This is a genomic window from Priestia sp. P5_B4 (assembly GCF_056400385.1).
Genome location: NZ_JBFULJ010000010.1, coordinates 15246 through 34448 on the forward strand (window position 1 = coordinate 15246; position 19203 = coordinate 34448).

General features: G+C 40.1%; 19 protein-coding genes and 1 other annotated feature. All 19 genes read left to right on the plus strand.

Going from position 1 to position 19203, the window contains the following annotated elements; translation table 11 throughout:
- Nucleotides 1–2: 2 nt before the first annotated feature.
- The 19 genes from AC1DRF_RS02635 to rplC all read left to right on the plus strand — a co-directional run bounded on the left by AC1DRF_RS02635 (nucleotide 3) and on the right by rplC (nucleotide 19194).
- Nucleotides 3–512 carry an NYN domain-containing protein gene (locus AC1DRF_RS02635; RefSeq protein ID WP_013081364.1) on the plus strand — a complete coding sequence of 170 codons (510 nt, stop codon included), beginning with the start codon at nucleotides 3–5 and terminating at the stop codon, nucleotides 510–512.
- 68 nt (nucleotides 513–580) lie between these two features.
- A complete protein-coding gene (gene sigH, locus AC1DRF_RS02640) occupies nucleotides 581–1231 on the plus strand; it encodes an RNA polymerase sporulation sigma factor SigH (protein WP_013054910.1) in 651 nt (216 codons plus the stop codon).
- An 81-nt stretch (nucleotides 1232–1312) separates the two neighbouring features.
- Nucleotides 1313–1462: a 50S ribosomal protein L33 gene (gene rpmG / locus AC1DRF_RS02645; RefSeq protein WP_013081365.1), complete on the plus strand. Its 150-nt coding sequence runs from the start codon at nucleotides 1313–1315 to the stop codon at nucleotides 1460–1462.
- 53 nt (nucleotides 1463–1515) lie between these two features.
- Nucleotides 1516–1695 carry a preprotein translocase subunit SecE gene (secE, locus tag AC1DRF_RS02650; RefSeq protein WP_013054912.1) on the plus strand — a complete coding sequence of 60 codons (180 nt, stop codon included), beginning with the start codon at nucleotides 1516–1518 and terminating at the stop codon, nucleotides 1693–1695.
- 195 nt (nucleotides 1696–1890) lie between these two features.
- Nucleotides 1891–2424, plus strand: a complete 534-nt coding sequence (gene nusG / locus AC1DRF_RS02655) for a transcription termination/antitermination protein NusG (RefSeq protein WP_013054913.1) — start codon at nucleotides 1891–1893, stop codon at nucleotides 2422–2424.
- A gap of 165 nt (nucleotides 2425–2589) precedes the next feature.
- On the plus strand, nucleotides 2590–3015 hold the full coding sequence (gene rplK / locus AC1DRF_RS02660) for a 50S ribosomal protein L11 (protein ID WP_013054914.1): 426 nt from the start codon (nucleotides 2590–2592) through the stop codon (nucleotides 3013–3015).
- Nucleotides 3016–3125: 110 nt separating this feature from the next.
- Complete coding sequence (gene rplA, locus AC1DRF_RS02665) at nucleotides 3126–3821, plus strand: 50S ribosomal protein L1 (protein WP_013054915.1); 696 nt, start codon at nucleotides 3126–3128, stop codon at nucleotides 3819–3821.
- Nucleotides 3822–3886: 65 nt separating this feature from the next.
- Nucleotides 3887–4030: a sequence feature (ribosomal protein L10 leader region), on the plus strand.
- Between the two features lie 40 nt (nucleotides 4031–4070).
- Entirely contained in the window at nucleotides 4071–4571 is a 501-nt protein-coding gene (rplJ, locus tag AC1DRF_RS02670) for a 50S ribosomal protein L10 (RefSeq protein WP_013054916.1), read from the plus strand.
- A gap of 44 nt (nucleotides 4572–4615) precedes the next feature.
- Nucleotides 4616–4978 (plus strand): 50S ribosomal protein L7/L12, encoded by a 363-nt coding sequence (rplL, locus tag AC1DRF_RS02675; RefSeq protein ID WP_013054917.1) that lies wholly within the window; start codon nucleotides 4616–4618, stop codon nucleotides 4976–4978.
- Nucleotides 4979–5090: 112 nt separating this feature from the next.
- The gene (locus tag AC1DRF_RS02680) at nucleotides 5091–5693 is read left to right on the plus strand and encodes a class I SAM-dependent methyltransferase (protein ID WP_427076957.1); all 603 of its coding nucleotides are present in this window, start codon (nucleotides 5091–5093) and stop codon (nucleotides 5691–5693) included.
- 120 nt (nucleotides 5694–5813) lie between these two features.
- A complete protein-coding gene (rpoB, locus tag AC1DRF_RS02685) occupies nucleotides 5814–9377 on the plus strand; it encodes a DNA-directed RNA polymerase subunit beta (RefSeq protein ID WP_013081368.1) in 3564 nt (1187 codons plus the stop codon).
- Nucleotides 9378–9439: 62 nt separating this feature from the next.
- Entirely contained in the window at nucleotides 9440–13033 is a 3594-nt protein-coding gene (rpoC, locus tag AC1DRF_RS02690; protein ID WP_013081369.1) for a DNA-directed RNA polymerase subunit beta', read from the plus strand.
- Nucleotides 13034–13164: 131 nt separating this feature from the next.
- On the plus strand, nucleotides 13165–13413 hold the full coding sequence (locus AC1DRF_RS02695; RefSeq protein WP_013054921.1) for a 50S ribosomal protein L7ae-like protein: 249 nt from the start codon (nucleotides 13165–13167) through the stop codon (nucleotides 13411–13413).
- A 99-nt stretch (nucleotides 13414–13512) separates the two neighbouring features.
- On the plus strand, nucleotides 13513–13935 hold the full coding sequence (gene rpsL, locus AC1DRF_RS02700) for a 30S ribosomal protein S12 (protein ID WP_013054922.1): 423 nt from the start codon (nucleotides 13513–13515) through the stop codon (nucleotides 13933–13935).
- Between the two features lie 50 nt (nucleotides 13936–13985).
- Nucleotides 13986–14456 carry a 30S ribosomal protein S7 gene (rpsG, locus tag AC1DRF_RS02705; RefSeq protein ID WP_013054923.1) on the plus strand — a complete coding sequence of 157 codons (471 nt, stop codon included), beginning with the start codon at nucleotides 13986–13988 and terminating at the stop codon, nucleotides 14454–14456.
- A gap of 57 nt (nucleotides 14457–14513) precedes the next feature.
- A complete protein-coding gene (gene fusA / locus AC1DRF_RS02710) occupies nucleotides 14514–16592 on the plus strand; it encodes an elongation factor G (RefSeq protein WP_043982712.1) in 2079 nt (692 codons plus the stop codon).
- Between the two features lie 116 nt (nucleotides 16593–16708).
- Complete coding sequence (tuf, locus tag AC1DRF_RS02715; protein WP_477740310.1) at nucleotides 16709–17899, plus strand: elongation factor Tu; 1191 nt, start codon at nucleotides 16709–16711, stop codon at nucleotides 17897–17899.
- 315 nt (nucleotides 17900–18214) lie between these two features.
- Nucleotides 18215–18523, plus strand: coding sequence for a 30S ribosomal protein S10 (gene rpsJ / locus AC1DRF_RS02720; RefSeq protein WP_013054926.1), 309 nt, complete (start codon nucleotides 18215–18217; stop codon nucleotides 18521–18523).
- Between the two features lie 41 nt (nucleotides 18524–18564).
- Entirely contained in the window at nucleotides 18565–19194 is a 630-nt protein-coding gene (rplC, locus tag AC1DRF_RS02725; RefSeq protein WP_013054927.1) for a 50S ribosomal protein L3, read from the plus strand.
- Nucleotides 19195–19203: the final 9 nt, after the last annotated feature.

The window sequence follows — 19203 nt, forward strand, 5'->3', positions numbered from 1 at the left end:
GAATGGATATTCTACTGGTGGATGGTTATAACATGATAGGTGCGTGGCCCGACCTAAGAAAGCTTAGAGATAATGATTTAGCCGGTGCTCGAGACCTGTTAATCGAAAAGATGGCAGAGTATCAAGCATATATGGGGTATCGTGTCATTATTGTCTTCGATGCTCATATGGTCGAAGGAATTGAAAAGAAGGCAAAAAATCATAAGGTTGACGTTGTATTTACAAGAGAAAATGAAACAGCGGATGAGTACATTGAAAAGCTGGCTCAAGAGCTAAACAATGTAAAGACACAGATTCATGTTGCTACATCTGATTTCACGGAGCAGTGGGCAATCTTTGGACAAGGTGCGCTCAGAATTTCTGCTCGAGAATTGTACAACGAAATTGAGCAGATTGAGAAACATATTAATCTTGATGTGAAGTCTATTCAAAATCAAAAGCCAGCGGCACGCATTCAACTTTCCAATCAAGTAGCCGAAATTTTCGAAAAATGGCGTCGGGGACAGCGGTGAGGTTATTGACGGTACGGAATTAGCTACTGTATAATATTTCTATCTACTGTGCGGTCGGGGGGATCGATATGGGCGATAATTATGGGAGAAAACTGCATGCTCATTTCGAACAACAAGAGGATGAAACAGTTGTCGATCTTGTGCATAAAGGCGATATTGACGCATTAGAGTATTTGATTCATAAATACAAAAACTTTGTGCGAGCAAAGGCGCGGTCATATTTTTTAATTGGGGCAGACCGTGAAGATATTGTACAAGAAGGTATGATAGGGTTATATAAGGCAATTAGAGATTTTAGAGAAGATAAGCTAACTTCGTTTAAAGCTTTTGCTGAACTTTGCATTACCAGGCAAATTATTACCGCTATTAAAACCGCAACAAGGCAAAAACATATTCCATTAAACTCTTATGTATCATTGGACAAGCCAATATATGATGAAGAGTCCGACCGAACCTTAATGGATGTTATTTCGGGGACAAAAGTAGCAAATCCAGAAGAGTTGCTCATTAATCGAGAGAAGTTTGATGATATTGAATTAAAGATGGCTGAACTTTTAAGTGATCTTGAGCGAAAAGTTCTCGTTCTTTATTTAGATGGTCAATCTTATCAAGAGATTTCAGAAGAGTTAAACCGCCACGTCAAATCCATCGATAATGCACTTCAGCGTGTGAAGAGGAAATTAGAGCGCTACCTCGAGATTCGTGAAATCACAATGTAGCCTTCTACCCTCATATTGACATGCTAAGAAAGTCTGTGATACTTTTTTATAGACATTATCACTCTATAGGTGGTTGACATTATGCGTAAAAAAGTTGTACTTGCGTGTGTGCAATGCGCTAGTCGTAACTATACGACTATGAAAAACACACAGCAAAACGAAGAGCGTTTAGAAATGAAGAAGTTTTGCAAAACGTGTAACGCACATACGATTCATCGTGAAACAAAGTAGATCAATAATCTGCACAGACTAATACCCCTTTTAATTTATTGGAGGTTACAAACATGAACCGTGTAGGAAATTTCTTGCGTGATGTTGGGCGTGAGATGAAGAAGGTAAGTTGGCCTAAAAAAAATGAGCTAACTCGTTATACAATTACTGTTATTTCTACAGTTGTATTTATGACACTCTTTTTTGTAGTAGTTGATTACGGAATTTCGTCACTTATTCGTTTAATCCCTTGAATAAATTGACTTGAATCATGGTATAATAAAGCTAAATTATGTTTTTTTCAGAAAAGCCCGGAGACGGGTTTTTTAATTTGCTTTAAGAATGATTGTGCTAGGAGTCAACTATTTTCCTAGTGCGTTGTCTGTGCAATAGATTAGGACATCTTATTTTATAGTGAGCTGGGAGGGAAGGACGTATAGTCCTCAGAAATGGAGAAAAATTGGTATGTAGTCCATACTTATTCTGGATATGAAAATAAAGTAAAAACAAATTTAGAAAAGCGCGTAGAAACAATGGGTATGCAAGATAAAATTTTCCGCGTTGTTGTTCCTGAAGAAGAAGAAAGAGAAATTAAGAACAACAAAGAAAAGATTACAAAGAAAAAAGTATTTCCAGGGTACGTGTTAGTTGAAATCATCATGACGGATGATTCATGGTATGTAGTTCGTAATACACCTGGCGTTACGGGCTTTGTAGGTTCAGCAGGTTCTGGCTCAAAGCCAACTGCTCTTCTACCAGAAGAAGTAGAAATGATCTTAAAACAAATGGGCATGGACGAGAAGCATGCTGACTTTGACTTTGAACTAAAAGAAACAGTATTGGTTCAAGAAGGTCCGTTTGCAAACTTCGAAGGTACCATTGAAGAAATCGATACAGATAAACGTAAAGTTAAGGTTCATGTGGATATGTTCGGAAGACAAACACCAGTAGAGCTAGACTTTACACAAATTGAAAAAATATAATCTGTAAGACCTTGCAATTCATGAAGTTTAATGTTAATATTTCATAAGTCAGTATGTCTCAAAACTAGAGACTAAAACAACTATTTCTTTATTTTATATATAAAGAACATTGAGTGGGAGGGCATCGCCCTATTACCACATCACGGACTTAAGGAGGTGTGTCTCGTGGCTAAAAAAGTAATTAAACTTGTTAAGTTACAAATTCCTGCAGGTAAAGCAAATCCAGCGCCACCAGTTGGTCCTGCATTAGGTCAAGCCGGTGTTAACATCATGGGTTTCTGTAAGGAGTTTAACGCTCGCACAGCTGATCAAGCTGGTCTTATCATTCCTGTTGAAATCACGGTATTTGAAGACCGTTCATTTACATTTATTACGAAAACTCCACCTGCTGCTGTACTACTTAAGAAAGCGGCTGGTATTGAGTCTGGTTCTGGTGAACCAAACCGTAATAAAGTTGCAACAGTCAAGCGTGACAAAGTGCGTGAGATTGCTGAAACTAAAATGCCTGACTTAAACGCTGCTAGCGTTGAATCTGCAATGCGCATGGTAGAAGGTACAGCGCGCAGTATGGGAATCGTAGTTGAAGACTAATTCCATTTGATTGGGTGTTAGAAGGTTGCGAGAAATGGAAGTTTTCCTATGCTCGCAACCTTTATTAGTGGGAGGTTATTCCGTTAAAACCACATAAGGAGGAAACAAAAATGGCTAAAAAAGGTAAAAAGTACGTTGAAGCTGCTAAGCTTGTAGATCGTACACAAACTTATTCAGTACAAGAAGCGATTGAATTAGTAAAGAAAACAAACACAACTAAATTTGATGCAACTGTAGAAGTAGCATTCCGTTTAGGAGTTGACCCTAAGAAAGCTGACCAACAAATTCGTGGTGCAGTAGTACTACCAAACGGTACAGGTAAAACTCAACGTGTATTAGTATTCGCTAAAGGCGAAAAAGCTAAAGAAGCTGAAGCTGCAGGCGCTGACTACGTTGGCGATGCTGACTACATCAACAAAATCCAACAAGGTTGGTTCGAGTTCGATGTAATCGTAGCTACTCCAGATATGATGGGTGAAGTTGGTAAACTTGGTCGTGTATTAGGACCTAAAGGTTTAATGCCAAACCCTAAAACTGGTACAGTAACATTTGATGTTCAAAAAGCAGTTAACGAAATCAAAGCTGGTAAAGTAGAATACCGCGTTGATAAAGCTGGTAACATCCACGTACCAATCGGTAAAGTATCTTTCGAAGAGAGCAAGTTAGTTGAAAACTTCACTACAATCTTCGAAACTATGGTAAAAGCTAAGCCGGCAGCAGCAAAAGGCACATACATGAAGAACGTAGCTGTTACTTCAACAATGGGCCCTGGTATCAAAGTTGATACTGCTTCATTCTCTGCTTAATAAATTTGGAAATAAATCGGTGTTGACTTTTTGAAAGTCCCTGATTATAATAGATAATGTTGTTAAAAAGAATAACATTTGTACCGTAGACAGTAGGTGCTGCAAAGCTTAATTTCCTACCGAGGTGTGTGAGATAAATTAGTGAAACGTTATGGTTCGCTTACTACACCTCCATGTCTTTATTGTCATGGAGGTTTTTTATTGCACCTTGTCTGAGTGTACGGAAGGAAATCTACAGGAGGTGTAAAGATGAGCAACGTAATTGAACAAAAGAAACAAGTCGTAGACGAAATTGCTGAAAAACTTCAAGCGAGTAACTCAATAGTTGTCGTTGACTACCGTGGTTTGAATGTTGCTGAAGTTACTGAACTTCGTAAGCAATTACGTGAAGCAGGCATTGAGTTCAAAGTTTACAAAAACACTTTAACTCGCCGTGCTGTAGAAAAACTTGAACTAACAGATCTTAATGATGCGTTAGTAGGTCCAAATGCAATCGCATTTGGTGGAGAAGATGTTGTTGCTCCAGCTAAAATTCTAAACAACTTCGCGAAAGAACACGAAGCGTTAGAAATCAAAGCTGGTGTAATTGAAGGTAATGTTGCATCTGTTGAAGAAATTAAAGCACTTGCAGAACTACCATCTCGCGAAGGCTTACTTTCTATGTTGCTTAGCGTGCTTCAAGCTCCAATTCGCAACCTTGCTCTTGCTACAAAAGCTGTGGCAGATCAAAAAGAAGAACAAGGTGCATAATCTAGTCTGTTATATATAACACAATCACAAGGAGGAAATTAACAATGACTCAAGAACAAATCATTGAAGCAGTTAAAAATATGACTGTTTTAGAACTTAACGATTTAGTAAAAGCAATCGAAGAAGAATTTGGCGTAACTGCTGCTGCTCCTGTAGCTGTAGCTGGCGGTGCTGCTGGTGAAGCTGCTGCTGAGAAAACTGAATTTGACCTAGTACTTGAAAGTGCTGGCGGACAAAAAATCAAAGTTATCAAGGTAGTACGTGAAATCACTGGTCTTGGCTTAAAAGAAGCTAAAGAAATCGTTGATAACGCTCCAAAAGCTCTTAAAGAAGGTATTTCTAAAGAAGAAGCTGAAGAAGCAAAAGCTAAACTTGAAGAAGTTGGCGCTTCTGTAGAAGTTAAGTAATTATTGCTTAACAACTGATATAAAAAAGCTCGCTTGTACAAGCGAGCTTTTTTGCTTCTGTCATCCTTTTCATTTATAGTAAAGAAGAACATATTGATTAGGAGGTTCTATTTTGACAGAACATTATTTTTCTAATACACCATCGTCTGCAAGTAATGAAGAGCGCTTTTCATTTGAATTGAGAGGAACCTCTTTTTCATTTACGAGTGACCGCGGTGTTTTTTCAAAAAAAGAGATCGATTTTGGATCGCGCCTGTTAATTGAAACGTTTCAAATGCCCGAGAATCCCGGCCCGCTTCTGGATGTTGGATGCGGATATGGCCCAATTGGGTTGGCACTTGCAAAAGAGGACAGCCAAAGAAACATTCATATGGTTGATGTTAATGAACGTGCATTAGCGCTAGCTCAAAAAAATGCTGAAGTTAATTCAGTATCAAATGTTTCAATCTATCAAAGCTCTTGCTATGAAAATGTGAAGGAAACGAATTTTGCAGCTATTCTTAGTAATCCGCCGATCCGTGCGGGTAAAAAAGTTGTTCATGAAATTCTAGAAAAATCATTAGATCACCTTGCCGACCAAGGAGAACTTTGGATTGTGATTCAGAAAAAGCAAGGAGCGCCATCTGCTCTTGCGAAATTAGAATCTCTATTTAATGAAGTGGAAGTAGTAGACAAGAAAAAAGGGTATTATATCATATGTGCTAAAAAATGTTGACTAATATTTTTTAGTATGTTAGCATTATAAAATGCCAATATATAAATATTCCATATAAGCTCGGGTTATACATAAAATAAAAGGTATAATTTTGAATTATATATTTGAGGGGTGAATCAGTTGACAGGTCAACTAGTTCAGTATGGACGCCACCGCCAACGCAGAAGTTATGCTCGTATTAGTGAAGTTTTAGAGTTACCGAACTTAATCGAGATTCAAACGGCTTCATACCAATGGTTTTTAGATGAAGGTTTACGAGAAATGTTCCAAGATATTTCTCCAATTGATGATTTTACAGGTAACTTATCACTAGAATTTATTGATTACAGCTTAGGTGAGCCAAAGTATTCAGTAGGAGAGTCCAAAGAACGTGATGTAACTTATGCAGCACCTCTTCGTGTTAAGGTGCGGTTAATTAATAAAGAAACAGGTGAAGTAAAAGACCAAGATGTGTTCATGGGAGATTTCCCATTGATGACCGAAACAGGTACCTTTGTAATTAATGGTGCTGAGCGTGTTATCGTATCACAGTTGGTTCGTTCACCAAGTGTTTACTATAGTGGAAAGCTTGATAAAAACGGTAAAAAAGGATATACAGCAACTGTTATCCCTAACCGTGGTGCATGGCTAGAATATGAAACTGATGCAAAAGATGTAGTATACGTGCGTATTGATCGTACTCGTAAACTGCCAGTAACAGTGCTGTTACGCGCGCTAGGTTTCGGTTCTGACCAAGAGATTATCGATTTAATCGGTGATAATGAATACATCCGTAATACGCTTGAAAAAGATAATACGGAAACAACGGAAAAAGCGCTATTAGAAATCTATGAGCGTTTACGTCCGGGTGAACCACCGACAGTTGAGAATGCGAAGTCTCTATTAGTATCTCGCTTCTTTGATCCAAAACGATATGACTTAGCGAACGTAGGTCGCTATAAAATTAATAAAAAGCTTCATATCAAACATCGCTTATTTAATCAAAAGCTAGCTGAAACATTAGTTGATCCTGAAACAGGTGAAATTATTGCAGAAAAAGGCGCAATGATTGACCGCCGTCTGCTAGATCGCTTGATTCCGATGCTTGAAGGTGGAGTAAACTTCAAGACTTATAGTCCGGTTGGTGGAGTAGTAGAAGACGATGTTACATTACAATCTATTAAGATTTATGCGCCAAATGATCCAGAAGGTGAAAAAATCATCACTGTATCAGGTAACGCATATGTAACAGAAGAAGTTAAAAATATCACACCTGCTGATATTTTAGCATCAATCAGTTACTTCTTTAACTTGCTTCATCAAGTAGGAGACACAGATGATATCGACCACTTAGGTAACCGTCGTCTGCGTTCTGTAGGTGAATTGTTACAAAACCAATTCCGTATCGGTTTATCTCGTATGGAACGTGTTGTTCGTGAAAGAATGTCAATTCAAGACACGAATACAATCACACCTCAACAATTAATTAATATTCGCCCAGTTATTGCGGCGATTAAAGAGTTCTTTGGAAGTTCTCAATTATCACAGTTCATGGATCAAACGAATCCATTAGGCGAATTGACGCACAAACGTCGTCTTTCAGCTCTAGGACCTGGTGGTTTAACTCGTGAGCGCGCTGGTTTCGAAGTGCGTGACGTTCACTACTCCCACTATGGCCGTATGTGTCCGATTGAAACGCCAGAGGGTCCGAATATCGGGTTAATCAACTCACTATCTTCTTATGCAAAAGTAAACAAATTCGGTTTCATCGAAACACCTTACCGTCGTATCGATCCTGAAACAGGTAAAGTGACAGAGCGAATTGACTACTTAACAGCTGATGAAGAAGATAACTATGTTGTAGCCCAAGCGAACGCTCGTCTAGGTGATGATGGTTCATTCTTAGATGAAAATGTCGTTGCACGTTTCCGTGGAGAAAACACGGTTATCCGTCGCGATCGTTTAGATTATATGGATGTATCACCAAAACAAGTTGTATCTGCCGCTACAGCATGTATCCCATTCTTAGAGAACGATGACTCTAACCGTGCATTAATGGGTGCGAACATGCAACGTCAAGCAGTACCTTTATTAAATCCTGAAGCACCAATCGTAGGTACAGGTATGGAATACGTATCTGGTAAAGACTCTGGTGCAGCCGTGATTTGTAAATATCCTGGCGTTGTAGAGCGCGTAGAAGCAAAACAAATTTTTGTTCGCCGCTATGAAGAAGTAGACGGACAAAAAGTTAAAGGTAACTTAGATCAATACAAATTATTAAAATTTGTTCGTTCTAACCAAGGTACTTGTTACAACCAGCGTCCAATTGTTTCAGTTGGCGACGAAGTAGTAAAAGGTGAGATCTTAGCCGACGGTCCTTCAATGGAAAAAGGTGAGCTTGCTTTAGGACGAAACGTAATGGTTGGTTTCATGACATGGGATGGTTACAACTATGAGGATGCCATCATCATGAGTGAACGCCTTGTGAAAGACGATGTATATACGTCTGTTCATATTGAAGAATATGAATCTGAGTCTCGTGATACGAAGCTTGGACCTGAAGAAATTACGCGTGACATTCCAAACGTAGGTGAAGATGCGCTTCGCAACTTAGATGAGCGTGGAATCATCCGCATTGGTGCAGAAGTAAAAGACGGAGATCTTTTAGTTGGTAAAGTAACGCCAAAAGGTGTAACAGAACTAACAGCTGAAGAACGTCTTCTACACGCTATTTTCGGTGAAAAAGCGCGTGAAGTTCGTGATACTTCTCTTCGTGTACCGCACGGCGGCGGTGGAATCATTCTTGATGTTAAAGTCTTCAACCGTGAAGATGGCGACGAATTACCACCAGGTGTAAACCAATTAGTCCGTGTATATATTGTTCAGAAGCGTAAAATTTCTGAAGGTGACAAAATGGCCGGTCGTCACGGTAACAAAGGTGTAATTTCACGTATTTTACCTGAAGAAGATATGCCTTATCTACCAGACGGTACGCCAATTGACATCATGTTAAACCCATTAGGGGTACCATCTCGTATGAACATCGGTCAGGTGCTAGAGCTTCATTTAGGTATGGCTGCTCGTAAGCTTGGCATTCACGTTGCGTCTCCAGTATTTGATGGTGCGCGTGAGGAAGATGTTTGGGCAACAATCGAAGAAGCTGGCATGTCTCGTGATGCTAAAACAGTTCTATATGATGGTCGAACAGGTGAACCATTCGATAACCGTGTATCAGTAGGAATCATGTACATGATCAAACTTGCTCACATGGTAGACGATAAACTTCACGCTCGTTCTACTGGACCATACTCACTTGTTACACAACAACCACTTGGTGGTAAAGCGCAGTTCGGTGGACAGCGTTTTGGTGAGATGGAGGTATGGGCACTTGAAGCATACGGTGCTGCTTACACATTACAAGAGATCTTAACAGTGAAATCAGATGACGTAGTAGGTCGTGTGAAAACATACGAAGCAATTGTTAAAGGTGAAAACATTCCAGAACCTGGCATACCTGAATCGTTCAAAGTATTAATTAAAGAACTGCAAAGTTTAGGTATGGATGTGAAGATGCTTTCTGCTGACGAGCAAGAAATTGATATCATGGACTCAGAAGAGGACCATGAGCAACCAACAGAATCAATTATTGCTGATAACGAAGAAAGCCTTTCTGAAGGACAAAAAGATCCTGTCACAAAAGAGTAAGGAATTACTTTCATATAAACGTTAAGGGAAAAAACCTGTAGATTAAAAGGGAGGTAGGCTCCTTGCTAGATGTAAATAACTTTGAGTATATGAAAATCGGTCTAGCTTCGCCAGATAAAATTCGTTCTTGGTCGTACGGTGAGGTAAAAAAACCTGAAACGATCAACTATCGTACGTTAAAACCTGAAAAAGACGGCTTATTCTGTGAGCGTATTTTTGGTCCACAAAAGGACTGGGAATGTCACTGCGGAAAATATAAGCGCGTTCGTTATAAAGGTGTTGTATGTGATCGTTGCGGCGTAGAAGTTACGCGCGCAAAAGTTCGTCGTGAACGCATGGGTCATATCGAACTAGCTGCACCTGTTTCTCATATTTGGTACTTTAAAGGTATTCCTAGCCGCATGGGACTTGTCTTAGACATGTCCCCTCGTGCGCTAGAGGAAATCATTTATTTTGCTTCTTATGTAGTAACAGATGCTGGTGATACACCACTTGAAAAGAAACAGCTTTTATCAGAGAAAGAATACCGTGCGTATCGTGAGAAGTACGGACAAACTTTCCATGCAGCAATGGGTGCTGAAGCTGTTAAGAAATTATTGCATGACATCGATCTTGATAAAGAAGTAGATGCTTTGAAAGAAGAATTGAAAACTGCTCAAGGTCAACGTCGTACACGTGCTATTAAACGTTTAGAAGTACTAGAGGCTTTCCGTCATTCTGGTAACGAACCTTCTTGGATGATTTTAGACGTTCTACCGGTTATTCCGCCAGAACTTCGTCCAATGGTTCAATTAGATGGTGGACGCTTTGCTACGTCTGATCTAAATGATTTATATCGTCGTGTAATTAACCGTAACAACCGCTTAAAGCGTTTATTAGACCTTGGAGCTCCTAGCATTATCGTTCAAAACGAAAAGCGTATGCTTCAAGAAGCTGTAGATGCATTAATCGATAATGGTCGTCGCGGACGTCCGGTAACAGGACCAGGTAACCGTCCATTAAAATCTCTTTCTCACATGTTAAAAGGTAAGCAAGGTCGCTTCCGTCAAAACTTATTAGGTAAACGTGTTGACTACTCTGGCCGTTCGGTAATCGTTGTAGGTCCGAACTTAAAGATGTATCAATGTGGTCTTCCAAAAGAAATGGCGTTAGAGCTTTTCAAACCTTTCGTAATGAAAGAGCTTGTTGAACGCGGTTTAGCTCATAACATCAAGAGTGCAAAACGTAAAATTGAACGCGTGCAACCTGAAGTATGGGACGTATTAGAATCGGTTATTAAAGAGCATCCAGTTCTTTTAAACCGTGCACCAACGCTACACAGACTAGGTATTCAAGCATTTGAACCTACGCTTGTAGAAGGTCGCGCTATCCGTCTTCACCCGCTTGTATGTACAGCATATAACGCTGACTTTGACGGTGACCAAATGGCGGTTCACGTTCCATTATCTGCAGAAGCACAAGCAGAAGCACGTATCTTAATGCTTGCTGCTCAAAATATCTTGAACCCTAAAGATGGTAAACCAGTTGTTACACCTTCACAGGATATGGTATTAGGTAACTACTACTTAACGCTTGAGCGTGAAGAGGCAGTTGGAGAAGGTATGGTGTTCAAGGATACAAATGAAGCACTATTAGCGTACCAAAACGGTTATGTGCATCTTCATACACGTGTAGGTGTGTATGCAGGTTCTTTAAACAACGAAACGTTTACAGAAGCACAAAATCAACAGTTGCTTGTTACAACGGTTGGTAAATTAGTTTTCAACGAAATTTTACCAAAATCGTTCCCATACATTAACGAACCAACAAGAGAAAACTTAGAAGTGAAAACTCCTGAGAAGTACTTTGTTGAAAAAGGTGCAGATGTGAAGGAATTCATCAAGAATCAACCGGCTATCGCACCGTTTAAGAAAAAAATCTTAGGTAATATTATCGCTGAAGTATTTAAACGTTTCAAAATTACTGAGACTTCTAAAATGCTTGACCGTATGAAAGACCTAGGTTTCAAATATTCTACTAAAGCCGGTATTACAGTTGGTGTAGCTGATATCGTGGTTTTAGGAGAAAAAGAAGTTATCTTAACAGAAGCGCAAGCTAAAGTAGATAACGTACTAAAACAATTCCGTCGCGGTTTAATTACTGAAGATGAGCGTTATGAGCGTGTTATCTCTGTATGGAGTAGCGCGAAAGACGTTATCCAAGGTAAATTAATGGCGTCATTAGACAAACGCAACCCAATCTTCATGATGAGTGACTCTGGTGCCCGTGGTAACGCATCTAACTTCACTCAGCTTGCAGGTATGCGTGGACTAATGGCCAACCCGTCTGGTCGTATCATTGAGTTACCAATCAAATCTAGTTTCCGTGAAGGTTTAACAGTATTAGAGTACTTTATCTCTACCCATGGTGCACGTAAAGGTCTTGCCGATACGGCTCTTAAAACTGCTGACTCAGGTTACCTTACTCGTCGTCTGGTTGACGTGGCACAAGACGTTATCGTACGTGATGACGACTGTGGTACAGACCGCGGTATTCTGGCTGTTGCAATCAAAGAAGGAACAGAAGAAATTGAGAAACTTGATGAGCGTCTAATTGGACGTTATGCAAGAAAAACACTACTTCACCCAGGAACAAACGAAGTGTTAGTGAAAGAAAACGAACTAATTACAGAAGACCTAGCTGAAACAATTGTGGATGCTGGTGTTGAAGAAGTATGGATTCGTTCTGCATTCACTTGTAACACTCGCCACGGTGTATGTAAAAAATGTTACGGTCGTAACCTTGCAACTGGTTCAGAAGTTGAAGTGGGTGAAGCAGTTGGTATCATCGCTGCTCAATCTATCGGTGAGCCAGGTACACAGTTAACGATGCGTACATTCCATACAGGTGGGGTTGCTGGAGACGATATCACTCAAGGTTTACCGCGTATCCAAGAGATCTTCGAAGCGCGTAACCCTAAAGGTCAAGCCGTTATTTCTGAAATTGAAGGTACAATTGCCGGCATTTCTGAAGGACGCGATCGTCAACATGAAATTACTGTTCAAGGAGAGATTGAAACGCGTTCTTACACAGCTCCGTACAGTGCACGTCTGAAAGTTATTGAAGGACAGCGCATTGCACGTGGTCAAGAATTAACAGAAGGTTCAATTGATCCTAAAGAATTACTAAAAGTAAAAGACATCACGGCTGTACAAGAGTACTTGCTTCGTGAGGTGCAAAAAGTATACCGTATGCAAGGGGTAGAAATTGGAGATAAACACGTAGAGGTAATGGTTCGCCAAATGCTTCGTAAAGTGCGCGTAATGGATTCAGGAGATACAGATGTATTACCAGGTTCATTACTTGATATTCACCAATTCACTGATGCAAATGAAAAAGTATTACTTGAAGGCAATCGTCCAGCGACGGGTCGTCCTGTATTACTTGGTATTACAAAAGCATCTCTTGAAACTGATTCCTTCTTATCTGCTGCATCATTCCAAGAAACAACGCGTGTTCTTACCGATGCTGCAATCAAAGGAAAACGTGATGAGTTGCTTGGACTTAAAGAGAATGTTATCATTGGTAAGCTAGTTCCGGCTGGTACAGGTATGACGAGATATCGTAATGCTGAACCGATCAAAAACCAAGCTGAAGAAACGGTAACAATCGACTAATTATAAAATCATTACTCTAGAATGGATGTTTTTTAAAAAAACTACAAAACGTTAGTTGACATCCATTCTATGGAATGATACTATATCAAAGGTGCTCCTATAAACTACCTGTTACTTTGGAGGATATGATAATGTCTTATGAAAAAGTATTACAGGCTGATCATATTATTGTAGGAACAAAGCAGACGGTGAAAGCATTAAAAAAAGGTACAGTAAAGGAAGTCATCATTGCTGAAGACGCTGATTTTTATGTCACATCCATTGTGGCAAAAACAGCACAGCAAGAAAACGTTCCGTATACGTATGTCCCTTCTATGCGAAAGCTTGGTCAAGCTTGTAGGATAGAAGTTAACGCTGCAACTGTTGCAATTATTAGTTAACACGTTTTTGAACTTTTAGTTTCAAAGACTTTGTTTTTTGCTAAAAAATGAACCACCTGGATGTGTGGTCTTACAAAAGGCGAAAGGAGGAAAATTTAAATGCCTACTATTAACCAATTAATCCGTAATGGTCGTGTGAGTAAAGGTAAAAAATCTGACTCACCTGCTTTAAACAGAGGTTACAACAGCTTCAAAAAAGCTCAAACTAACCAATCTTCTCCACAAAAACGTGGTGTATGTACACGTGTGGGTACTATGACACCGAAGAAACCGAACTCGGCTCTTCGTAAATATGCTCGTGTACGTTTAACAAACGGTATCGAGGTAACAGCTTATATCCCAGGTATTGGTCACAACTTACAAGAACACAGCGTGGTACTTATCCGCGGTGGACGTGTAAAAGATTTACCAGGGGTACGTTACCATATCGTACGTGGTGCACTTGATACTGCTGGTGTGGATGGCCGTATGCAAGGTCGTTCTAAATATGGTACTAAGCGACCAAAAGCAGCTAAAAAATAATAGCTTAACAATTAATAGATAAACTTTTAAAAGTGAAAGGAGGAAGTAGAATGCCACGTAAGGGACCTGTTGCAAAAAGAGACGTATTACCAGATCCGATTTACAATTCTAAGCTTGTATCTCGCTTAATCAACAAAATGATGCTTGATGGAAAGCGCGGTAAGTCACAAGCTATTCTTTATAGAGCATTCGATTTAGTACAAGAGCGCAGTGGTAAAGAAGCTATGGAAGTATTCGACCAAGCTCTTAAAAACATCATGCCTGTACTAGAAGTTAGAGCACGCCGTGTAGGGGGTTCTAACTACCAAGTTCCTGTAGAAGTGCGTCCAGAGCGTCGTACTACTTTAGGTCTTCGTTGGTTAGTAAACTATGCTCGTCTTCGTGGAGAAAAAACGATGGAAGAGCGTTTAGCTAACGAAATCCTTGATGCAGCTAACAACACTGGTGCTGCAGTTAAGAAACGTGAAGATACTCACAAAATGGCAGAAGCTAACAAAGCATTTGCTCATTACCGTTGGTAATCTTTTAACGAAACTTTTTAAAAAACAAATTATAATATGGAAGGAGAAATACCTAAGATGGCAAGAGAGTTCTCCTTAGAAAACACTCGTAATATTGGGATCATGGCTCACATTGATGCTGGTAAAACAACAACAACTGAGCGTGTTCTTTATTATACTGGCCGTATCCATAAAATTGGTGAAACTCATGAAGGAGCTTCACAAATGGACTGGATGGAGCAAGAGCAAGAACGTGGTATCACTATCACGTCTGCTGCGACAACTGCTTCTTGGAAAGGTCACCGCGTTAACATCATCGATACTCCTGGACACGTAGACTTCACTGTTGAAGTTGAGCGTTCATTACGTGTACTTGATGGAGCTGTGGCAGTTCTTGATGCTCAATCTGGTGTTGAGCCTCAAACAGAAACAGTATGGCGTCAAGCGACTACGTACGGTGTTCCCCGTGTCGTATTCGTTAACAAAATGGACAAAATTGGTGCTGACTTCTTGTACTCTGTAAAAACGATCCACGATCGTTTAGGTGCAAATGCTCACCCAATTCAGTTGCCAATTGGTGCTGAAGATGAGTTCGAAGCAATCATTGACCTAGTGGAAATGAAAGCATACTTCTACGAAGATGACTTAGGTACTCGTTCAGAGTCTCGTGAAATTCCTGAGGAATACAAAGAGCAAGCTGAAGAATACCGTGCAAGCTTAGTAGAAGCTGTTGCAGAACTTGATGAAGAATTAATGATGAAGTACTTAGACGAAGGCGAGCTTACAGTTGAAGAACTAAAAGCTGGTATCCGTAAAGGTACTTGTGACGTTGAATTCTACCCAGTTATCTGTGGTTCAGCATTCAAAAACAAAGGTGTACAATTAATGCTAGATGCAGTAATTGACTACCTACCATCTCCAGTTGATGTACCATCAATCCAAGGTATCGTACCTGACACAGAAGAAGAAGTTACGCGTGAGTCTAGCGACAACGCTCCTTTCTCAGCATTAGCGTTCAAAGTTATGACGGATCCTTATGTTGGTAAATTAACGTTCTTCCGTGTGTACTCTGGTGTACTAAGCTCTGGTTCATACATCAAGAACTCTACAAAAGGTAAGCGTGAGCGTGTAGGTCGTATCCTACAAATGCATGCTAACTCTCGTGAAGAGATTTCTGAAGTATACGCTGGGGATATCGCGGCAGCTGTAGGATTAAAAGATACTTCTACTGGTGATACTCTATGTGACGAAAAGAGTCTTGTAATTCTTGAGTCTATGGAATTCCCAGAGCCAGTTATCTCTTTATCTGTTGAGCCAAAATCAAAAGCTGACCAAGATAAAATGACTACAGCTCTTCAAAAGTTACAAGAAGAAGATCCAACTTTCCGTGCGGAAACTAATACAGAGACTGGTCAAATCATCATCTCTGGTATGGGTGAGCTTCACCTTGACATCATCGTTGACCGTATGCGTCGCGAATTCAAAGTAGAAGCAAACGTTGGTGCTCCTCAAGTAGCTTACCGTGAAACTTTCCGCGCTGGTGCGAAAGTTGAAGGTAAATTCGCTCGTCAATCTGGTGGTCGTGGACAATTCGGTCACGTTTGGATTGAGTTCGAACCTAACGAAGAAGGAAAAGGCTTTGAATTTGAGAACAAAATCGTTGGTGGTGTAGTTCCACGTGAATACATCCCTGCAGTTCAAGCTGGTCTTGAAGATGCATTACAAAACGGTGTTGTTGCTGGTTATCCATTAATCGATATCAAAGCTGCTTTAGTTGATGGATCTTACCATGACGTTGACTCAAGTGAGATGGCGTTTAAAATTGCCGCTTCTATGGCTCTTAAAAACGCAGTATCAAAATGTAGCCCAGCTATCCTTGAACCAATGATGAAGGTTGAAGTTGTTATCCCTGACGAATACTTAGGAGATATCATGGGTGACATTACGTCTCGTCGTGGACGTGTAGAAGGTATGGAAGCACGCGGTAACGCTCAAGTTGTACGTGCATTCGTTCCACTTTCTGAAATGTTTGGTTATGCAACTGCATTACGTTCAAACACTCAAGGTCGCGGAACATATTCTATGCACTTCGATCACTACGAAGAAGTTCCTAAATCAATTTCAGAAGAAATTATTAAAAAAAATAAAGGTGAATAATTGATTTTCACTCTTTATTGAAGTATAACTACTTATGTACGCTGTGAAAGTGGAGCTCATTCCCTTTCACGGCCTCATAAAACATAAACTACATGAATTTTAAGGAGGATTTTCGAATGGCTAAGGAAAAATTCGACCGTTCAAAAACACATGCCAATATCGGTACAATTGGTCACGTTGACCATGGTAAAACAACTTTAACAGCTGCTATCACTACTGTTCTTGCTAAGAAAAGTGGTAAAGGTGCAGCAATGGCTTACGACATGATCGACGCTGCTCCAGAAGAGCGCGAGCGTGGAATCACAATCTCAACTGCACACGTTGAGTACGAAACTGACACTCGTCACTATGCACACGTTGACTGCCCAGGACATGCTGACTATGTTAAAAACATGATCACTGGTGCTGCTCAAATGGATGGCGGTATCTTAGTAGTATCTGCTGCTGATGGTCCAATGCCACAAACTCGTGAGCACATCCTTCTTTCTCGTCAAGTAGGTGTACCTTACCTAGTTGTATTCTTAAACAAATGTGACATGGTAGACGACGAAGAGCTACTTGAATTAGTAGAAATGGAAGTACGTGACCTTCTTTCTGAATACGACTTCCCTGGTGACGATGTACCAGTAATCAAAGGTTCTGCTCTTAAAGCTCTTGAAGGCGAAGCTGATTGGGAAGCTAAAATCATCGAGCTTATGGACGCTGTTGATGAGTACATCCCAACTCCAGAACGTGACACTGAAAAACCATTCATGATGCCAGTTGAGGACGTATTCTCAATCACTGGTCGTGGTACAGTTGCTACAGGTCGTGTAGAGCGTGGACAAGTTAAAGTTGGTGACGTTATCGACATCATCGGTTTAACTGAAGAGCCAAAATCTACTACTGTAACAGGTGTAGAAATGTTCCGTAAGCTTCTTGACTATGCTGAAGCTGGCGACAACATCGGTGCTTTACTTCGTGGTGTAGCACGTGAAGAAATCCAACGTGGACAAGTATTAGCTAAACCAGGCTCAATCACTCCACACACTAAATTTACTGCTRAAGTATACGTTCTTTCTAAAGACGAAGGTGGACGTCACACTCCATTCTTCACAAACTACCGTCCACAGTTCTACTTCCGTACAACTGATGTAACTGGTATTTGTAACTTACCTGAAGGCGTAGAAATGGTAATGCCTGGCGACAACATCGAAATGACTGTTGAACTTATCGCTCCAATCGCGATTGAAGAAGGTACTAAATTCTCAATCCGTGAAGGTGGACGTACAGTAGGCGCTGGCGTTGTAGCTAAAATCAGCGAGTAATTTCTCGTTTCAGTAAAGGGAGTAGGGTAACCTACTCCTTTTTTATTTGGTGATAAAAGGTAAAGATAGTTTTTACTATTACACTTGCAAAATGATCTCCTTTTATATATAATGAAAAAAGTGTGCGACACATAAAAAAGTTTTTTAACTTTATTGTTGCAATATGAACCCATTTTTAGTATAATAAAAATGTTGGTCTTTGACTGCGATGATGCGGAAGGTTGCCGACACACCCGGCCGCTTTGCCATGGCGAGTGTGGGGAAATTTCCGCGGAGAATGTCTATTGTAAAATAGGCGAAAAAGGAGGGAAAATAATGGCAAAAGAAAAAATTCGCATTCGTTTAAAAGCATATGATCACAGAATTCTTGATCAATCTGCTGAGAAAATCGTAGAAACTGCAAAACGTTCTGGTGCGGCTGTATCTGGTCCGATTCCATTACCGACTGAAAAATCAATTTATACAATTCTACGTGCAGTACACAAATATAAAGATTCTCGTGAGCAGTTCGAAATGCGCACGCATAAACGCTTAATTGATATCGTGAATCCAACACCACAAACTGTTGATTCATTAATGCGTTTAGACTTACCATCTGGTGTAGATATCGAAATTAAACTTTAATTTAAAATAAAGAATGAAAAGATACTTAGGAGGTGTGACTAATGGCCAAAGGAATCTTAGGAAGAAAGATCGGTATGACTCAAGTATTTGCTGAAAATGGTGACTTGATCCCAGTAACAGTAATTGAAGCTTCTGCTAACGTAGTTCTTCAAGTTAAAAACGCTGAGACAGACGGTTACGAAGCAATCCAATTAGGTTTCGAAGATATCCGTGAAAAACTATCTAACAAACCTGCAAAAGGACATGCTACTAAAGCTAATACTGCTCCTAAGCGCTTCATCCGTGAGTTACGCGGTGTGGACGCTTCAGCATATGAAGTTGGTCAAGAAGTCAAGGTTGATATTTTCGCAGAAGGCGATGTAATTGATGTAACAGGAATCTCAAAAGGTAAAGGTTTCCAAGGTGCTATTAAACGCCACGGACAATCTCGCGGACCTATGTCTCATGGTTCTCGCTACCACCGTCGCCCAGGTTCAATGGGTCCTGTAGCTCCAAACCGCGTATTCAAAGGTAAATTATTACCAGGACGCATGGGTGGAGAGCGCATCACTGTGCAAAACTTATCAATCGTTAAAGTTGACGCAGAACGCAATCTTTTATTAGTAAAAGGTAACGTGCCAGGAGCTAGAAAATCTCTAGTTACTGTTAAATCTGCAGTTAAATCTAAATAATAATTCTTC

Bases quoted from the DNA above. Each gene is read 5' to 3' on its own strand.
- rplC (WP_013054927.1), top strand. From the start codon at position 18,565: ATGGCCAAAGGAATCTTAGGAAGAAAGATCGGTATGACTCAAGTATTT.
- sigH (WP_013054910.1), top strand. From the start codon at position 581: ATGGGCGATAATTATGGGAGAAAACTGCATGCTCATTTCGAACAACAA.
- rpsJ (WP_013054926.1), top strand. From the start codon at position 18,215: ATGGCAAAAGAAAAAATTCGCATTCGTTTAAAAGCATATGATCACAGA.
- AC1DRF_RS02695 (WP_013054921.1), top strand. From the start codon at position 13,165: ATGTCTTATGAAAAAGTATTACAGGCTGATCATATTATTGTAGGAACA.
- secE (WP_013054912.1), top strand. From the start codon at position 1,516: ATGAACCGTGTAGGAAATTTCTTGCGTGATGTTGGGCGTGAGATGAAG.
- rpsG (WP_013054923.1), top strand. From the start codon at position 13,986: ATGCCACGTAAGGGACCTGTTGCAAAAAGAGACGTATTACCAGATCCG.
- rplJ (WP_013054916.1), top strand. From the start codon at position 4,071: ATGAGCAACGTAATTGAACAAAAGAAACAAGTCGTAGACGAAATTGCT.
- rplL (WP_013054917.1), top strand. From the start codon at position 4,616: ATGACTCAAGAACAAATCATTGAAGCAGTTAAAAATATGACTGTTTTA.
- rpmG (WP_013081365.1), top strand. From the start codon at position 1,313: ATGCGTAAAAAAGTTGTACTTGCGTGTGTGCAATGCGCTAGTCGTAAC.
- fusA (WP_043982712.1), top strand. From the start codon at position 14,514: ATGGCAAGAGAGTTCTCCTTAGAAAACACTCGTAATATTGGGATCATG.
- rpsL (WP_013054922.1), top strand. From the start codon at position 13,513: ATGCCTACTATTAACCAATTAATCCGTAATGGTCGTGTGAGTAAAGGT.
- rplA (WP_013054915.1), top strand. From the start codon at position 3,126: ATGGCTAAAAAAGGTAAAAAGTACGTTGAAGCTGCTAAGCTTGTAGAT.
- AC1DRF_RS02635 (WP_013081364.1), top strand. From the start codon at position 3: ATGGATATTCTACTGGTGGATGGTTATAACATGATAGGTGCGTGGCCC.
- nusG (WP_013054913.1), top strand. From the start codon at position 1,891: ATGGAGAAAAATTGGTATGTAGTCCATACTTATTCTGGATATGAAAAT.